We start from the raw sequence: 16,159 nt of genomic DNA, 5'->3' as shown, positions 1-16,159 counted from the left end.
TACAGGCCAAGCTTTGAAGGAAGGGTTGAGCATCCGCTTACCGCTTCCTCCACGTGTCTAGGCGCGCTTGATCGCCTTCACCGCCTTGGCGTGGTCGCGGATGAGCGCGACCGTCGAGGCGTCGGCGTCGAAGATGCCGAACAGGCCCTGCTCCTCCTGCGGCGGATCGCCGACATAGGAGCGGTCGCCCTTCTTGAACCAGGCGTCGGGGTGCTGGGCGCGGCCTTCGCCGTTCCAGGCCCAGAAGTTGACGCCGGCGATCGGGCCGCCGGCCTTGATGTCGGCTTCGACCTCGCTGAACACCATCCTGTAGAAGCGGTCGCGGAAGGTGACCGGCGAGCCGGGCGCGAAGGCGCGCTCGTCGCGGATCAGGCCGAACTCCTCGATGGTCAGCGGCTTGCCCATCCGCTTGGCCAGCGCGATGTGGCGGCGGATGTAGTCGCGCGAACGGGCCTCGCCGGCCTCGTAGGTCGAGGGCTGGTCGGTCATCGAGATCCAGCCCCAGTTGTTGGGCCAGACGTGCAGGGTCAGGTAGTCGATGGCCGGGGTCTTGTGGCTCTCGGCCACGCAGGCCTCGCTGCCCAGGCACCCCATGTCGCCCTCGCTGCCGCTGGAGACCAGATGGTTGGCGTCCAGGCTCTTGATGAAGCGGGCCGTGCCGTCGATCCAGGCGTCGTAGGCGGGGCGGTTGACCTTGCCGAATTCCTCGCTGCCGGCCGGGCGCGGTTCGTTGGCCAGCTGCCAGGCCATGATCGTCGGGTCGTCGCGATAGGGCTTGCCGGTGACGGTGCTGGTGCGGCCGACCAGGGCCTTCACATAGTGGCGGAAGAGGGTGTTGGCCTTGCCGTCGGCATAGAAGCGGGCCGAGTAGTCGGCGAACTGCGGCCAGGGGTGGGCCGGGTCGCCCTGCTGGAACCAGGTCCCGTTGCCGGTCCAGTTCAGATAGGCCGGCATGCCGCCCGACCAGTCCCAGAAGTTGTTGACGTAGATGACGGCCTTCATGCCGCGCTTGCCCATCTCGGCCAGCAGCACGTCCAGGCCCTTCAGCAGGTCCTGGTCGTAGTCCTCGCCGGGACCGCGGAAGGTGGGATCCAGCGCCACCTTGGCCGGCGAGCGCTCGCCCGCGCCCAGGACGCGCAGGTTGGTGACGCCCAGCGCCTGCAGCTTGTCGAGTTCGCGGGTCAGGCGCGCGCGGTCGCCGAAGGCGGCCGGAGCCCCCAGCCAGGCGCCGTACCAGAGATTGGCCCCGACGAAGCGATAGGGTTTCCCGCCCAGGGAAAGGCGGCCCTTTTCGACCTTCACGAAGCCCGGACGGGCCGCGGCCAGGGTCGGAACGGCGGCCGAACCGGCCGTCAGGCTCGCCGCGCCGGCGGCCAGGATCGCGCGTCGCGAAAGCATTCCCGGTGTCTCCCCACTTTTGATTTGCCGGGACGTTAGCGGAGGCCCTCGGGGCCGGTCCAGCGATTAAACAAATTTGATGAAGTTAATCGGCGCATCCTAGTCGGCGTGCTTGTGGGGCGCCTTGGCGGCGTGGGCCACGGTCCAGTCGACGATGGCGGCGATGGCCGTGGGGGCGAGGGTCTCCTCGATCTCGAGATATTCGGACGGCGCGCCGGTGGTCGCCGTCTGGAAGAGGTGGTTGAGTCCCGGCAGCACCAGCGTCGTGGCGTCCTTGTTGTCCGCCAGGGCGGCCTTGATCGCCGGCAGGTTCTGGGCGGCCGAGACCTGGGTGTCCTTGTCCCCGTTGACGGCCAGGACGGGCGCGCGGACCTGGCGCAGGTAGACGGCGGGATCCAGGGTGAGGAAGGTCTTGAACCAGGGCGAGGCGAACCGGCCGAACGCGGCCTCGACGGCTTCCGGCGGCATGCCTTTTTCGCCCAGCACCGCGATCAGTCGGGGCTTGATCCTGGCCGGGTCGGGCTCGGCGATGACGGTGTCGGACGCCGTCTGGATCAGCTGGGCCTGCTGCTCGGCGGCGGCCGGCGGGGCGCCGCTGGCCACGGCGATGTCGTGGCTCTGGGTGCGCATCACCTGGGCGCCCGGCACGCCGGTGCCGGCCATCAGCACGACGAAAGCGATCCGGGGGTCCTTGGCGGCCACGATCGGCGCGATCAGCCCGCCCTCGCTGTGGCCGATCAGGCCCACCCGGTCGGGATCGATGTCCTTGCGCTCGCGCAGGAAGGCCACGCCCGCCGCCACGTCGGTGGCGAAGTCCAGGCTCGTGACAGTCTTGATGTCGCCGGCCTGAGAGCCGCCGACCCCGCGGTCGTCGACCCGCAGCACCGCCACGCCCTTGCGGGTCAAGGCGTCGGCCAGCACCAGGAACGGCTTGTGCTCGAACAGGGTCTCGTCGCGGTCCTGCGGCCCCGAGCCGGTGATCAGCACGGCGACTGGGAAGGGGCCTTCGCCCTGCGGCAGGGTCAGGGTCCCGGCCAGCTTCAGGCCCGAGGCCGGATTGAGGTACGACACCTCCTCGGCGCGGTAGGGGAAAGGCGGCTTGGGCGTCTGCGGCCGCCTGACCGGCGCGACCGCCGGCGGGGTGCGGCCCATGCTCAGGGGCAGGCTGGCGCCGCCCTGCAGCCAGTTCCCGGCCAGGCTCTTGCCGTCGGCCGACAACTGGCCCTCGAAGGCCGCGGCCGGCATGGTCAGCACCAGCCGGGCCTTGCCGTCGGCGAAGCTGGCCGTCGCCTTCAGCCCGAGCGCGCTCTGGGCCGGGCTGTCGACGCTGGCCGAGCCGTCGGAGCGGACATGGAACACCAGCGGCAGCTTGGTCGGCCCCACCGCCAGCGTGCCGTACCAGTCGCCGACGATCGGCTCGACCTGGGCGCTGGCGACCGCGGGCGCGACCAGCAGGGCGGCGGCGAGGGCCGCGGATCGCAGGAAACGCATGGCTGGAAGGTCTCCGGGAAACTCTCCCGAAGATTGTGCATGCGCGAGCTGCGCCGTCTACCGTTGCTCCAGGCCGTGCCAGATTCGGGTGATGGTCACATGCTGGCCTTTGACGCGATAGCGAACGATGTAGGCGCTGCGGCCGAAGGGGATGTTGATCTCGCGGGTGGTCGGGCCGACGGCACGGCCGCGAAGAGGGCTTTCCTCTAGGCTTGTCGCGGCTTGGGCGATTTGCGCGCTCAGTCTGTCGGCTGCGCGCGGACTTTGTTCTCTTAGCCTGGCGTCCAGGCGGGCGGCGTCCCGGCTCGCTCGAAGCGTGACCGCGACCGTGTAGGTCAACGACGGCCGAGAAGTTGGGCGCGGAATTCTTCCAGCGAGATGGTGGGCTCCTCGCCGGCTTCGACGGCGTCGGCGATGGCCTCGTCGATGGCCGGATCGGGATCGATCGTCCGGGGCGGCAGGTCGTCCAGCCCGGCTTCGATCAGTTCGAGCGCGTACTCGGCCGGCGAAACGCCCAGCCGCTCGGCGACCGCCGTCAACCGAGCGGCTTGCTCTTCGTCGATGTGGATGTCGAAGCCGTCGGCCATGGGCGAAGGGTCTCGCCCATGGCCGGGGTCGTCAAGGTCAGAGATTGAGCAGCGTCGGATCGCCGCCCTGGGCGGTGATGTTGACGCTGAGCGCGCGCTCGACCGCGAAGCGCAGCAGGGCGTGGGGGCCGCCGGCCTTGGGGCCGGTGCCCGACAGGCCCTCGCCGCCGAACGGCTGCACGCCGACGACCGCACCGGTCATCGAGCGGTTCACATAGGCGTTGCCGGCCGGGACCAGGCGCACCACCTCGTCGGCGAAGGCCTGGATGCGCGAGTGCACGCCGAGCGTCAGGCCGTAGCGGCGGGCCGCCAGGGCGCCGGCCACTTGCTCCAGGTCTTCGGGCTTGTAGCGCACCACGTGCAGGATCGGGCCGAACACCTCGCGCTCGAGGAAGTCGGCGGCCGGGATCTCGGCCAGCACCGGCGCGAAGAACGTGCCGCTGGTCGGCGCTTCCAGGGCGTGCAGCACCTTGGCCTCGCGCTTGAGGCGGACCAGGTGCTTTTCCAGCGCCTCCTTGGCCTCGGCGTCGATCACCGGGCCGACGTCGGTGGTCGCATCGGCCGGATCGGCCACGACCAGGGCGTCCATGGCGCCCTTCAGGCCCTCGATGATGTGGTCGGCGGTGTCGGTGGGCAGGAACAGCAGGCGCAGGGCCGAGCAGCGCTGGCCGGCCGAACCGAAGGCCGAGACGATGACGTCGTCGATCACCTGCTCGCGCTGCGCCGTCGTGTCGACGAACATGCCGTTGAGGCCGCCGGTCTCGGCGATGAACGGCACGATCGGGCCTTGTCGTTGCGCGAGCGTCTGGTTGATCCGCCAGGCCGTGTCGGTGCCGCCGGTGAAGGCCACGCCGTCCAGGCCCTCATGGGCGGTCAGGGCCGCGCCGACGGTCTCGCCGCGGCCGGGCAGCAAAGCGAGCAGGCGCGGGTCCAGGCCCGCGGCGTGATAGAGCTTCACCGCCTCGTAGGCGATGACCGGGGTCTGCTCGGCCGGCTTGGCCAGCACGGCGTTGCCGGCCGCCAGGGCCGCGGCGATCTGGCCGGTGAAGATGGCCAGCGGGAAGTTCCACGGGCTGATGCAGACGAAGACGCCGCGACCCGCGAGAGCCAGCGTGTTGGTCTCGCCGACCGGACCCTTCAGCACCTCGGGCTCGCCGAACTGCTTTTCGGCCAGCACGGCGTAGTAGCGGCAGAAGTCCACGGCTTCGCGCACTTCCGCAATGCCGTCCGACAGGGTCTTGCCGGCCTCGCGCGACAGGGTGGCGATCAGGCGCTCGATATTGGCTTCCAGGGCGTCGCCCATGGCGCGCAGCACCTTGGCGCGAGCAAAGCCGCCGGCGCGGTCCCAGGCCGGTTGAGCGGCGCGGGCCAGCTTGAAGGCCTTGTCGATCTGCGGGATCTGGGCTTCCGACACCGCGCCGACCACGCGGCCGGCGTCGACCGGCGAGACCACCGGCAGCGGCGGGCCGCCGGCTTCCAGCTTGCCGCCGATCAGCGGGCCCGATTGCAGCGGGGCGGCGTCGATGGCGGTGACGGCGGCGGCCAGGCGGTCGCGGTCGGCCTTCACCGACAGATCCAGGCCCGCGCTGTTCTTGCGGCCTTCGCCATAGACCTCGATCGGGGTCGGAATCTTGGCGTGGCGGTCGGGGTGGGCTTCGACCGTGGTGATCGGGTCGACCACCACCTTCTCGACCGGCACCCGCTCGTCGAGCAGGGCGTGCACGAAGCTGGTGTTGGCGCCGTTCTCCAGCAGGCGGCGCACCAGGTAGGGCAGCAGGTCCTCGTGCCCGCCGACGGGGGCGTAGGCGCGCAGGACGATGCCGTCATAGAGGTCGTCGGCGGCCTTATACAGAGCCTCGCCCATGCCGTGCAGGCGCTGGTGCTCGATCTTCACGCCGGCGTTCTTGGCCATGCGCACCACGGCCGCCAGGGTGTGGGCGTTGTGGGTGGCGAACTGGGCGTAGAGGTGCGGCGCGGCCTCGATCAGGGCCTTGGCGTTGACCAGGTACGACAGATCGGTGGCGGGCTTGGTGGTGTAGACCGGATAGTCCGGGCGGCCGGCGACCTGGGCGCGCTTGATCTCGCTGTCCCAGTAGGCGCCCTTCACCAGGCGCACCATCAGGCGGCGGCCGGTTTCCTGCGACAGGGCCGACAGGCGGGCGATCACCTCGCCGCAGCGCTTCTGGTAGGCCTGCACGGCCAAACCGAGGCCCTTCCACTCGCCCAGGGCCGGCTCACGGCACAGCTTGTCGAGCAGCTTCAGCGACAGGGCCAGGCGGTCGGCCTCTTCGGCGTCGATGGTGAAGTTGATGTCGTACTTGGCGGCGATCAGGGCCAGGCGCAGGGTGCGGGGATAGAGCTCCTGCCAAACGCGGTCTTCATGCGTGGCCTCGTAGCGCGGGCACAGGGCCGACAGCTTCACCGACACGCCGTGGCCCTTTTCCGGGCCGGCCTTGTTCGACAGCTTGCCGACCGTCTCGATGGCGGCGGCGTAGGACTTTTCGTAGCGCTCGGCGTCGGCGGCCGTGCGGGCGCCTTCGCCCAGCATGTCGAACGAGCACATGGTGTCTTCACCGGCGGCGCGCTTGATGGCCGCCTCGATGGTGCGGCCCAGCACGAACTGCTCGCCCATGATGCGGATGGCCTGGCCGACGGCGGCGCGGATCACCGGCTCGCCAACGCGGCCCGCCAGCTTCTTGATGAAGCCCGGCAGGTCCTTCTTGGCCTCGTCGTCGGGCTCGACGATCTTGCCGGTCAGCATCAGGCCCCAGGTCGAGGCGTTGACGAACAGGCTGTCGCTGCCGCCCAGGTGGCTGGCCCAGTCGGCCGAGCCGATCTTTTCGGCGATCAGCTTGTCGCGGGTGTCGTCGTCGGGGGTGCGCAGCAGGGCCTCGGCCAGGCACATCAGGGCCAGGCCCTCGCGGGTGCCCAGGCTGAACTCCTGCAGGAAGCTTTCGACCACACCCTGCTTGCGGACGGAGCGGCGGGCGCCGCGCACCAGGGCCTCGGCCTCGGCGCGCACGGCGGCGCGGTCTTCGCTCGACAGGGCCTTGGCGGCCAGCAGGTCGACGATCACCGCCTTCTCGTCACGGTACTTGCCGTCGTCCAGGGAGTCCCAACCAGTCATGACGCTTCCTCAGAGATGATTTATCGTCGCTGTAACCTGGGTCTGATCGAAGGTGCTTCGTTTGTTGGTTCTGGCTTCCGTATCCTGTTCGGCGTAAACGACGAAAAACGTCTTCCGCTCCAAAGGGCCGAAAACCTCCGCGACAGGGCGTCGCGACCGGCGTGGACGCGGGTCGGCGAACGCAGGTTAGGAGGGGGCTAGGAAAGAGGGAAGGGGAGCACTGGAAGGGACGCGTCTCGGGGGGACTCGCGCGTCCCTTCCGCTCGTCGCCGGCGCTGGGGGATGCGCGGCGATGGTTTCCCGCCGAGCGGGAGGTCCAATGCGAAGCGCGCCGACTGGGGGAAGCGGCGAGGGGAAGCTTCGCTAGGACGATTGAGGGTGTAATCCTCTTCGTTCCGAAGGTGCTTTGTTTGTTATCGGTATTTTCAAAACAATCTTCGCTGAAAGTGACGAAATTCCATGTCCGCTCTAGATGACACCGATCGCCGACTGTTGCGCGTGCTGCAGGCCGACGGCCGGATCACCAACGCCGAGCTGGCCAAGCGCTGCAACCTGTCGCCGGCCGCCACCTTCGACCGGGTGCGCCGCCTGCGCGAGCGCGGCTTCATCACCGGCTACGCCGCCCTGCTCGACCCGGCCAAGGTCGACCGCGCCCTGCTGATCTTCGTCGAGGTGGTGCTGGACCGCACGACCGGCGAGGTGTTCGAGGACTTCGCCGCCGCCGTGCGCCGCGCGCCCGAGGTGCTGGAGTGCCACATGGTGGCCGGCGGCTTCGACTACCTGATCAAGGCCCGGGTGCGCGACATGGACGCCTATCGCAGCTTCCTCGGCGACATCCTGGTCAAGATGCCGGGCGTGCGCGAGACCCGCACCTATGCGGTGCTGGAGGAGGTCAAGAGCACGGTTCAGCTGCCGCTCTGAGCAGGACGAGGTTGGCGCTGTTGGCGGCCAGGGCCTCGCGCAGGTCCGGCCGGTCGGGCAGGCGGGCCTCGACGGCGCCGTTGGCCGCGCGGACCACGAAGCCGCCGGCTTCCAGTTTCAGCAGGTGGCGGCGGGTGGTCTCGATCGGCATTCGCAGCGAGCGCGCGACGGCGGTCAACCGCACGGGGCCGCCCTCATCGCCCGTCAGCCGCAGCACGGCCAGGAACACCAGCCCGCGCAGGACGTCGCCGTCGAACACCGACCATAAGAGGCCCGCGCTGCGCAGCAGATAGTCGGCCCCCGCCTCGAGATCGCGGCGCGCCGGCGCCGTCTGATTGGACATCGCATCCCCCTATGGAGAAGACGACGTCCCACGGCGCGGCGGCCGCTACTTTGATCGCGATCAAGGCGCAACCAGCGTTCTTCAGGCATCCGGAGGCGATGTCACCGAGTTCAGCAGAATCGCCGCGATGAGCGCGTCTTCCGAAGACGCGCCGTCCTTCTCGGGCGAGGACATCGTCCGCCTGTTCGCCGCCACCTACCTGCCGCTGTGCCGCACCCTGGAGGAGGCCGGGGCGCTGGACCCCAAGGCCCTGTCGCGCGACATCGCCGCGCGGATCGGACCCGACCACGACGAGCCCTGGGCCATGCTGGCCGCGGCTTTGTGCAAGGTGCTGGACGGGGAGGGGCGGTAGCCGCTCTTCCAGTGTTGTCATCCCGGCCGCAGCGAAGCGGAGCGCCGGGACCTCCCACCGCTCAGATCCCGCCGACGTGGGAGGTCCCGGCTCTACGGACCGCTACGCGCTCCTCCGGCCGGGATGACAGGTTTCTTTGAAGCTACCCCCGCCCGCCCGGGATCAGCCGCAGGGCGGGCTTCGGTCGCGCATCCGCAGCAACCCGCGCCCGGCGCAGCACGATCTGCAACGCCTCGACCGTCGCCGCGCTGGGGCTGTCCTCGCCCGGCCGTACATAGAGCGACATGACATCGGCGAGCCGCGCCCGGTCGATCACGCCGGAGGCCTCCAGCCGCTCGCACAGCGGCAGGTAGGTGGCGGCGAACAGCTTGATCAGGTCCGCGCCGGTGAACCGCACCGCCTCGTCCGAAGTCTGCTCCCCCGCCATCGCCTCGCTCCCTTAAGCGGCCCGAAGGTCGGCGTCGTCGTCGCGGGTGCGGAAGAGGCCGATGCGCTGGGCCAGTTCGGCGGCCTCGGCCTTCAGGGCGTGGGCGGCGGCGGTGGTCTGCTGGACCATGGCCGCGTTCTGCTGCACCACCCGGTCCATCGCCCCCATGGTGGTGTTCACCTCGCCCAGGTTCTGGGCCTGGTCGTTGGCCGAGCGGGCGATGGCGTCGATCTGCAGGTCGATCTCGGCCACCCGGGCCACGATCCGGCGCAGCGCCTCGCGGGTCTTGCCCACGCGCTCGACGCCGGCGCTGACCTGGCGGCTGGAGACGTCGATCAGGGCCTTGATCTCGCGCGCCGCGTCGGCCGAGCGCTGGGCCAGGGCCCGCACCTCCTGCGCCACCACGGCGAAGCCCTTGCCGGCCTCGCCCGCCCGCGCGGCTTCCACACCGGCGTTCAGGGCCAGAAGGTTGGTCTGGAAGGCGATCTCGTCGATCACCGAGATGATCTGGCCGATCTGGCCCGACGAGGTCTCGATCCGGGTCATAGCGTCGACGGCCTCGGTGACCACCGGGTCGGACAGTTCGGCCTCCTCGCGGGCGCGGGCGGCGGCGGCGTTGGCCTGGCGGGCGTTCTGCGCGGTCTCGTTGACCGTGGTGGTGATCTGGCCCAGCGCCGTGGTGGTCTGCACCAGGCTGGCGGCCTGGTCCTCGGTGCGGTTGGCCAGTTCGTCGGAGGCGCGGCTCATCTCGGCGACGCCGTCGCTCATGCTGGCGGCGTTGCCGGAGATCTCGCCCAGGGCGGCGCGCAGCTTGGCGAGCGCGTCGTTGAAGTCCTGCCGCAGCGGCTCGTACTGGGCGGCGAAGCGGGTTTCCAGCCGCCAGGTCAGGTCGCCCCCGGCCACCTGGCGCAGGGCGCGGGCCAGGGCTTCGACGACTTCCGTCTGCTCGGCCTCCATCACCTGCTTGAGCTTGGCGCGTTCGGCGTTGGCGCGGTCGCGCTCGGCGCGTTCGGCCTGGGCGGCGGCGTTGGCCTGGTCGGCGGCGCGGGCGGCGGTCTCCACCGCCTCGGTGCGGGCCGTGACGGTGACGAACAGGCGCGAGACCCCGGCCGTCAGCCAGATCAGCGACCAGGCGGTGGCGGCGGTCATGCCCACGCGCAGCACGATCGCCAGCAGGCTCTCGTCGGCGGCCAGGCGGTGCGGGGCGAGCAGCGGCGCGAGGACGTCGAGGCCGACGAAGGCGGTCGCCGCCAGGGCCACGATCCGCCAGTCGCCATAGGCCACCAGCAGCGCCAGCGCCGCCAGGAAGGCCATGCGGGCGACGTCCTGCTGGGCGCTTCCCTGGAAGGCCAGCACGAACAGCGTCACCTGCCCGACCAGGGCCAGGGCCGCGCAGGTCCGCTGCAGCAGCGTGTCGCGCCACAGGCCGAAGGCGGCCAGGGCCAGCACCGCCAGCACGGCGGCGCAGGCGAAGGGCAGGGCGACCGCCGTCCCGGCGACGAATCCCGCGGCAGGCACGACCGCCGCCATGGCCGCCACGCAGGCGACGACCAACTGGCCGCCCACCCGACGCTGCGATTGGATGCTGTCAAACTCGATCAAACGCACGCCCGCCTCCGATATTCTGACCGCAAGGTCGATCATCGGCGTTAATCGACAGTAATAGAGTCGTTTAAATCTGGCGTTTCGCAGATACGTACCAATACGTATCCCGCTTTCGAGGCCGCATATTCTCAAAATGGGAAAGCAACGATGCCGAGTTATTTTACTACAAGCGGCGTCGTTGCTTCTGGAAGGCAGGCATGAAAAAGCCGCCCGGGCCAAGGCCTGGGCGGCTCGTTCGTTCAGCGGTGCGTGACGGCCCTTAGTGGCTGTCGCGCGGCAGGCCCTTGGTCTGGGCGATGCGCTGGTACTTCACGGCCGGCTCCAGCACCGCGCCGGTGTCCATCTGGCCGACGATGGCCCGCTGGATCTCCTGCCACGGGGTCTGGCTTTCCGGATACTTGTAGCCGCCGGCCGCTTCCAGGGCCTTGCGGCGCTGGGCGACTTCTTCCGGCGTGATCAGCACGTCGACGCGCGACTTGCGCAGGTCGAAGCGCACGCGGTCGCCGCTCTTCAGCAGGGCCAGGCCGCCGCCGGCGGCGGCTTCGGGCGAGGCGTTGAGGATCGAGGGCGAACCCGAGGTGCCCGACTGGCGGCCGTCGCCGATGCAGGGCAGCTGCTTGACGCCGCGTTTGATCAGGTAGTCGGGGGCGCGCATGTTCACGACCTCGGCCGAGCCCGGATAGCCGATGGGGCCGGCGCCGCGCATGAACAGGATCGAGTTCTCGGTGATGCCCACCGACGGGTCGTCGATGCGGTGGTGATAGTCTTCCGGACCGTCGAAGACGATGGCGTCTCCCTCGAAGGCGTCCAGGTCGTCGGGGTTGGACAGATAGCGGTCGCGGAACTCGCCCGAGATGACACTGGTCTTCATGACCGCCGAATTGAACAGGTTGCCGCGCATCACGACGAAGCCGGCGCGCTCGACCAGCGGGTTGTCGAAGGTGCGGATGACGTCGGCGTCCTCGATCACGGCGTCGCGGCAGGCGTCGCCCATGGTCTGGCCCGAGACGGTCAGGGCGTCTTCGTGGATCAGGCCCTGCTTGATCAGCTGGGCGGTGACGGCGGGCACCCCGCCGGCGTGGTAGTAGTCCTCGCCCAGGTACTTGCCGGCCGGCTGCAGGTTGACCAGCAGCGGCACGTTCTCGCCCTTCTCCTGCCAGTCGTCGACCGTCAGCTCGACGCCGACGTGGCGGGCCAGGGCGTTGAGGTGGATCGGGGCGTTGGTCGAGCCGCCGATCGCCGAGTTGACGACGATGGCGTTCAGGAACGCTTCGCGGGTCAGGATGTCCGAGGGCTTGAGGTCCTCGTTGACCATGTCCACGATCCGCAGGCCGGTGTGGTAGGCGTTTTCCTGGCGGTCGCGATAGGGGGCCGGGATGGCGGCCGAGCCGGTGAGCGACATGCCCAGCGCCTCGGTCAGCGAGTTCATCGTCGTGGCCGTGCCCATGGTGTTGCAGAAGCCGGTCGACGGGGCCGAGCTGGCGACCAGCTTGATGAAGCCGGCGTTGTCGATCTCGCCGGCGGCCAGCATCTCGCGGGCCTTCCAGACGATGGTGCCCGAACCGGTGCGCTCGCCCTTGTACCAGCCGTTCAGCATCGGGCCGACCGACAGGGCGATGGCCGGGATGTTGACGGTGGCGGCCGCCATCAGGCAGGCCGGGGTGGTCTTGTCGCAGCCGATGGTCAGCACGACGCCGTCGATCGGATAGCCGTACAGGGTCTCGACCAGGCCCAGATAGGCCAGGTTGCGGTCCAGGCCCGCGGTCGGGCGCTTGCCGGTTTCCTGGATCGGGTGGACCGGGAACTCGATGGCGATGCCGCCGGCGGTGCGGATGCCTTCACGCACGCGTTCGGCCAGCACCAGGTGGTGGCGGTTGCACGGCGACAGGTCCGAGCCGGTCTGGGCGATGCCGATGATCGGCTTGCCCGACTGCAGTTCTTCCAGGGTCAGGCCGTAGTTCAGGTAGCGCTCCAGATAGAGCGCGGTCATGTCCACGTTGTCGGGATTGTCGAACCAGGCCCGCGAACGAAGGGTGCGGGGCGCGGACTTGGTGGTCATGACGGTCCTGTTTTTCCTCGGTCGATCCAATCTGGATCGCCTCGCCGGGCGAGGTTTATACTATTTGTCTGACTATACCGCCGGGCTGGGGTCGTCAACGACCGCCGTGGTGGTGGCCAAGGTGACGGAAGGTCGCGTGGCTTCAAGGCCTTGCGAGCGGCTCGCAAGTGCCTGAAGGGCGCCGGCGCGCCGATGATAGCGCTCACATTGTATAGCGCCGACGGGCGTTCTGTCACTGACGACGCTGTTCGGCGACCTTAGCGCGCGGCAAATGTCTGAGCAATTGGGGGCCGTGCTCAGCTTCCGCAGCGCAGGCTCTCCTCCCCCGTAAAATCCCCGCTTTCGCGGGGATTTTACGGTTGGGGGTCTGCGGACGGGGACAGACGAAGCTGGATCCCCGGAAAGCCCGCCTCAAACCCCAACCAATCCAACCCCTTACAACTTTCTCACCGCACTGGATCAGACGCGCTCAAACCACCCGCATAATCACTGGGTCTCGCCGCACCGAAGGGGCGCAAGGCCAGTGACCATGCGGCGGCGGGATGCGATCGAGCGGGACTGGGGCGGATTGGGAAGATCCGTCGCGTCCGGGGACCTGGCGCTGGCCAGGCCCGCCCGCCGTCGGCTTGGGCGAGGATTACAGAGCAACCCTCTCCTCGTCGCCGTCCAAACGGGAAACCCGGCGGATGGTCCTGGTAAGGCGTTAAGAGCGCCGCCGCCCGGGAAGCCGGCAGCCAAACGACCGCGCGGAGCGTCTAGGCTTCGTCGAAACGGTACACACAACAGCACCTCCGGGCGTAGCCCGGGCGCTCCGCTCTCCTTCGACAACTCAGCGTCTTGGCGCGTGAGATCGAGAAGCCATGCGCCCAAGGAACCTCCCCCTCTGGGGGAGGCGGCCGAAGGCCGGTGGGGGGGCGTTTTCAGCTTTCGAGCCGCTGGCCGATCCCGCGCCAACTCCCCCCTCCGATCGCTGCGCGATCGCCTCCCCCAGAGGGGGAGGTTCCTTGGGCGACCCCACCTTCTCCCGCAAGGGGAGAAGGATCATTCCGCCCGGGTCCCCCGCTCGCCGTTTGACACCCACGCCCGTCACGCTATTTGTCTGACTAATGACCGGGCCGCCGACGCGGTCCTCTCCATCGCCAGGTGTTTCGTCCAGATGACCATCCGCATCGCCATCGTCGGCCTGGGCAAGATCGCCCGCGACCAGCACCTGCCCGCGATCGCCAAGGATCCGCGCTTCGAACTGGCCGCCGTGGCCAGCCGCAGCGCCGGCGTTGACGGCGTGCCGCACTTCACCGACCTGGCCGAGCTGCTGGCCTCGGACGTCGCCTTCGACGCCGTCGCCCTCTGCACCCCGCCGCAGGTGCGCCACACGATCGCCCGCCTGGCCATCGACGCCGGCAAGCACGTGATGCTGGAAAAGCCCCCGGGGGCGACGCTGAGCGAGGTCGAGGACCTCAAGGCCGCCGCCGCCGCCAAGGGCGTCACCCTGCAGACCACCTGGCATTCGCGCTACGCCACCGCCGTCGCTCCGGCCCAGGCCTGGCTGGCGGGCAAGACCCTCCAGTCGGTGCAGATCAACTGGAAGGAAGACGTGCGCGTCTGGCACCCCGGCCAGACCTGGATCTGGCAGGCCGGGGGCCTCGGCGTCTTCGATCCCGGCATCAACGCCCTGTCGATCGCCACCGTCATCCTGCCGGCCTTCTTCCTGGAAAAGGCTGTGCTGCACGTGCCGGAGAACTGCCAGTCGCCGGTCGAGGCGCAACTGAGCTTCGTCACCGTGACCGGCGCCCCGGTGCGGGCCGAGTTCGACTTCCTGCAGACCGGCCCGCAGAGCTGGGACATCATCGTCCAGACCGACGGCGGCGAACTGAAGCTGTCGCACGGCGGTTCGCGCCTGTGGATCGACGGGCAGCTGAAGCACGAAGGGCCGGACGAAGAATATCCGGGCCTCTACGCCGCCTTCGCCGAACTGATCGAAGCCGGCGCCTCGGACGTCGACGTCAGCCCGCTGCGCCATGTGGCCGACGCCTTCCTGCTGGGCGAACGGGTCATCGCGCCGGCCTTCATCGAATAGTCTCGGCGGGCCATCGAATAAGCGATGGTTGCGCTAACATTGACCTGACAAAATGCGGGGGAAGGGCCTATATGCGGGCCCATTCCCGTCCGCCAAAACCGCGAGCGCCGTCATGACCGAACTCCGCAGCCTGAACCCCGCCACGGGCGAGCACTTCGGTGACGTCTTCCCCGAGCCGACCGCGGCCCAGATCGAGGCGGCCCTGGCCGCCGCCGACGCGGCGTTCGACGTCTATCGCGAGACCGACCTCGAGACCCGCGCGGCCTTCCTCGAAGGCGTCGCCGCCGAGATCGAGGCCATCGGCGACGAACTGATCGAGCGCGCCATCGCCGAGACGGGCCTGCCGCGCGGCCGCCTGGAAGGTGAACGCGGCCGCACCACCGGCCAGCTGCGCCTGTTCGCCAAGACCGTCCGCCAGGGCGACTTCCTCGGCGCCCGCGTCGACCCGGCCCTGCCGGAGCGCAAGCCGCTGCCGCGCGCCGACCTGCGCCAGCGCTTCATCGGCCTGGGCCCCGTCGCCGTGTTCGGCGCCAGCAACTTCCCGCTGGCCTTCTCGACCGCCGGCGGCGACACCGCCGCGGCCCTGGCCGCCGGTTGCCCGGTCGTCTTCAAGGGCCACCCGGCCCACCCCGGCACCGCCGCCCTGGTCGGCGCGGCCATCAGCAAGGCCGTCGAGAAGGCGGGCCTGCCGGCCGGCGTGTTCGCCCTGCTGACGGGTCAGACCCACGAGCTGGGCGGCGCCCTGGTCAGCGACTCGCGGATCAAGGCCGTCGGCTTCACCGGTTCGCGCGCCGGCGGCGTGGCGCTGATGAAGATCGCCAACGCCCGTCCCGAGCCGATCCCGGTCTATGCCGAGATGAGCAGCGTCAATCCGGTGGTGCTGTTCCCGCACGCCCTGGCCGCCCGCGCCGAGGCTCTGGGCGCGGCGTTCGTCGGCTCGCTGACCATGGGTTCGGGCCAGTTCTGCACCAACCCCGGCCTGGTCCTGGCCCTGGAAGGCCCGGACCTCGACACGTTCGTGGCCTCGGCCTCGGCCGCCCTGGCCGCCGCTCACCCGCAGGTCATGCTGACCCCGGGCATCTTCGGCGCCTATGAGCAGGGCGTCGAGAAGCTGGGTTCGCGTCCGGGCGTCACCGTCGCGGCGCGCGGCCTGGTCGGCGAAGGCTGCAACCAGGGCCAGGGCGCCCTGTTCGTGGTCGACGCGGCGACCTTCGCCGCCGACCCGGCCCTCAGCCATGAAGTGTTCGGCTCGTCGTCGGTGATCGTCCGCGCCCCGGACCTCGCTGCGCTGGCCAAGCTGCTCGAAGGCCTGGAAGGCCAGCTGACCGCCACCCTGCACCTGGACGCCGAAGACGCCGAGGCCGCTCGCGGCCTGCTGCCGATCCTCGAGCGCAAGGCCGGCCGCATCCTGGCCAACGGCTGGCCGACCGGCGTGGAAGTGGCTCCGGCCATGGTCCACGGCGGCCCGTTCCCGGCCACCTCGGACGGCCGCTCGACCTCGGTCGGCACCCGCGCCGTCGAGCGCTTCCTGCGCCCGGTCTGCTACCAGGACCTGCCCGACGTGCTGCTGCCGGCGGCCCTGAAGGAAGCCAACCCGTGGGGCGTCAAGCGCGCCGTCGACGGCGTGCTCTAAACCCGGCGGGTCCGCTCGGACCTCCAGGCTCTATAAGTGAAAGCGCGCGGCGGCTTTGGCCCCGCGCGCTTTTTCTTTGCCGTTTCAGGGCGTGAACCGTCTGCAACGGCTCTGGAATCGCCGGGTGGGCCAAGGTCGC

At 69.7% G+C, this 16,159-nt stretch carries 13 protein-coding genes; 4 read left to right on the top strand and 9 right to left on the bottom strand.

Going from position 1 to position 16,159, the window contains the following annotated elements; all coding sequences use genetic code 11:
- Positions 1-57: 57 nt before the first annotated feature.
- From AC1RRS_RS01445 to putA, 5 genes are all read right to left on the bottom strand, one after another.
- Positions 58-1,398, bottom strand: a complete 1,341-nt coding sequence (locus tag AC1RRS_RS01445) for a glycoside hydrolase 5 family protein (RefSeq protein WP_492853639.1) — start codon at positions 1,396-1,398, stop codon at positions 58-60.
- A gap of 99 nt (positions 1,399-1,497) precedes the next feature.
- Positions 1,498-2,889, bottom strand: a complete 1,392-nt coding sequence (locus tag AC1RRS_RS01440) for an alpha/beta hydrolase family protein (protein WP_492853638.1) — start codon at positions 2,887-2,889, stop codon at positions 1,498-1,500.
- Positions 2,890-2,946: 57 nt separating this feature from the next.
- A complete protein-coding gene (locus tag AC1RRS_RS01435) occupies positions 2,947-3,228 on the bottom strand; it encodes a type II toxin-antitoxin system RelE/ParE family toxin (RefSeq protein WP_492853637.1) in 282 nt (93 codons plus the stop codon).
- The gene (locus tag AC1RRS_RS01430) at positions 3,225-3,476 is read right to left on the bottom strand and encodes an antitoxin (RefSeq protein WP_492853636.1); all 252 of its coding nucleotides are present in this window, start codon (positions 3,474-3,476) and stop codon (positions 3,225-3,227) included. The genes AC1RRS_RS01435 and AC1RRS_RS01430 overlap by 4 nt, the downstream gene beginning before the upstream one ends.
- 37 nt (positions 3,477-3,513) lie before the next feature.
- Entirely contained in the window at positions 3,514-6,603 is a 3,090-nt protein-coding gene (putA, locus tag AC1RRS_RS01425) for a bifunctional proline dehydrogenase/L-glutamate gamma-semialdehyde dehydrogenase PutA (protein ID WP_492853635.1), read from the bottom strand.
- Positions 6,604-7,062: 459 nt separating this feature from the next.
- Here putA and AC1RRS_RS01420 point away from each other — a divergent pair, with 459 nt between their 5' ends.
- Entirely contained in the window at positions 7,063-7,524 is a 462-nt protein-coding gene (locus tag AC1RRS_RS01420; protein ID WP_110119836.1) for an Lrp/AsnC ligand binding domain-containing protein, read from the top strand.
- Here the strand turns inward: AC1RRS_RS01420 and AC1RRS_RS01415 are convergent.
- On the bottom strand, positions 7,496-7,867 hold the full coding sequence (locus AC1RRS_RS01415) for a helix-turn-helix domain-containing protein (protein WP_492853634.1): 372 nt from the start codon (positions 7,865-7,867) through the stop codon (positions 7,496-7,498). The genes AC1RRS_RS01420 and AC1RRS_RS01415 overlap by 29 nt on opposite strands.
- A 127-nt stretch (positions 7,868-7,994) precedes the next feature.
- On the opposite strand from AC1RRS_RS01415, the gene AC1RRS_RS01410 reads away from it, so the two are divergent.
- On the top strand, positions 7,995-8,219 hold the full coding sequence (locus tag AC1RRS_RS01410; RefSeq protein WP_492853633.1) for a hypothetical protein: 225 nt from the start codon (positions 7,995-7,997) through the stop codon (positions 8,217-8,219).
- 142 nt (positions 8,220-8,361) lie between these two features.
- Here AC1RRS_RS01410 and AC1RRS_RS01405 read toward each other — a convergent pair whose 3' ends face one another.
- The 3 genes from AC1RRS_RS01405 to AC1RRS_RS01395 form a co-directional block, all read right to left on the bottom strand.
- The gene (locus AC1RRS_RS01405; RefSeq protein ID WP_492853632.1) at positions 8,362-8,646 is read right to left on the bottom strand and encodes a hypothetical protein; all 285 of its coding nucleotides are present in this window, start codon (positions 8,644-8,646) and stop codon (positions 8,362-8,364) included.
- 12 nt (positions 8,647-8,658) lie between these two features.
- The gene (locus AC1RRS_RS01400; protein WP_492853993.1) at positions 8,659-10,248 is read right to left on the bottom strand and encodes a methyl-accepting chemotaxis protein; all 1,590 of its coding nucleotides are present in this window, start codon (positions 10,246-10,248) and stop codon (positions 8,659-8,661) included.
- 262 nt (positions 10,249-10,510) lie between these two features.
- Complete coding sequence (locus AC1RRS_RS01395; protein WP_492853631.1) at positions 10,511-12,310, bottom strand: IlvD/Edd family dehydratase; 1,800 nt, start codon at positions 12,308-12,310, stop codon at positions 10,511-10,513.
- A gap of 1,156 nt (positions 12,311-13,466) precedes the next feature.
- Between AC1RRS_RS01395 and AC1RRS_RS01390 the strand changes: the two genes are divergently transcribed.
- Together AC1RRS_RS01390 and AC1RRS_RS01385 are read left to right on the top strand one after the other, a co-directional pair.
- Entirely contained in the window at positions 13,467-14,387 is a 921-nt protein-coding gene (locus AC1RRS_RS01390; RefSeq protein ID WP_492853630.1) for a Gfo/Idh/MocA family protein, read from the top strand.
- 112 nt (positions 14,388-14,499) lie between these two features.
- The gene (locus AC1RRS_RS01385; RefSeq protein WP_492853629.1) at positions 14,500-16,020 is read left to right on the top strand and encodes an aldehyde dehydrogenase (NADP(+)); all 1,521 of its coding nucleotides are present in this window, start codon (positions 14,500-14,502) and stop codon (positions 16,018-16,020) included.
- Positions 16,021-16,159 lie beyond the last annotated feature (139 nt).

Source organism: Caulobacter sp. GW821-FHT12A07 (assembly GCF_058807655.1).
Note: the sequence above shows the minus strand (reverse complement) of the source record. Positions and strands in the feature narration are given on the sequence as shown.

Bases quoted from the DNA above. Each gene is read 5' to 3' on its own strand.
- AC1RRS_RS01445 (WP_492853639.1), bottom strand. From the start codon at position 1,398: ATGCTTTCGCGACGCGCGATCCTGGCCGCCGGCGCGGCGAGCCTGACG.
- AC1RRS_RS01440 (WP_492853638.1), bottom strand. From the start codon at position 2,889: ATGCGTTTCCTGCGATCCGCGGCCCTCGCCGCCGCCCTGCTGGTCGCG.
- AC1RRS_RS01430 (WP_492853636.1), bottom strand. From the start codon at position 3,476: ATGGCCGACGGCTTCGACATCCACATCGACGAAGAGCAAGCCGCTCGG.
- putA (WP_492853635.1), bottom strand. From the start codon at position 6,603: ATGACTGGTTGGGACTCCCTGGACGACGGCAAGTACCGTGACGAGAAG.
- AC1RRS_RS01420 (WP_110119836.1), top strand. From the start codon at position 7,063: ATGTCCGCTCTAGATGACACCGATCGCCGACTGTTGCGCGTGCTGCAG.
- AC1RRS_RS01415 (WP_492853634.1), bottom strand. From the start codon at position 7,867: ATGTCCAATCAGACGGCGCCGGCGCGCCGCGATCTCGAGGCGGGGGCC.
- AC1RRS_RS01410 (WP_492853633.1), top strand. From the start codon at position 7,995: ATGAGCGCGTCTTCCGAAGACGCGCCGTCCTTCTCGGGCGAGGACATC.
- AC1RRS_RS01405 (WP_492853632.1), bottom strand. From the start codon at position 8,646: ATGGCGGGGGAGCAGACTTCGGACGAGGCGGTGCGGTTCACCGGCGCG.
- AC1RRS_RS01395 (WP_492853631.1), bottom strand. From the start codon at position 12,310: ATGACCACCAAGTCCGCGCCCCGCACCCTTCGTTCGCGGGCCTGGTTC.
- AC1RRS_RS01390 (WP_492853630.1), top strand. From the start codon at position 13,467: ATGACCATCCGCATCGCCATCGTCGGCCTGGGCAAGATCGCCCGCGAC.
- AC1RRS_RS01385 (WP_492853629.1), top strand. From the start codon at position 14,500: ATGACCGAACTCCGCAGCCTGAACCCCGCCACGGGCGAGCACTTCGGT.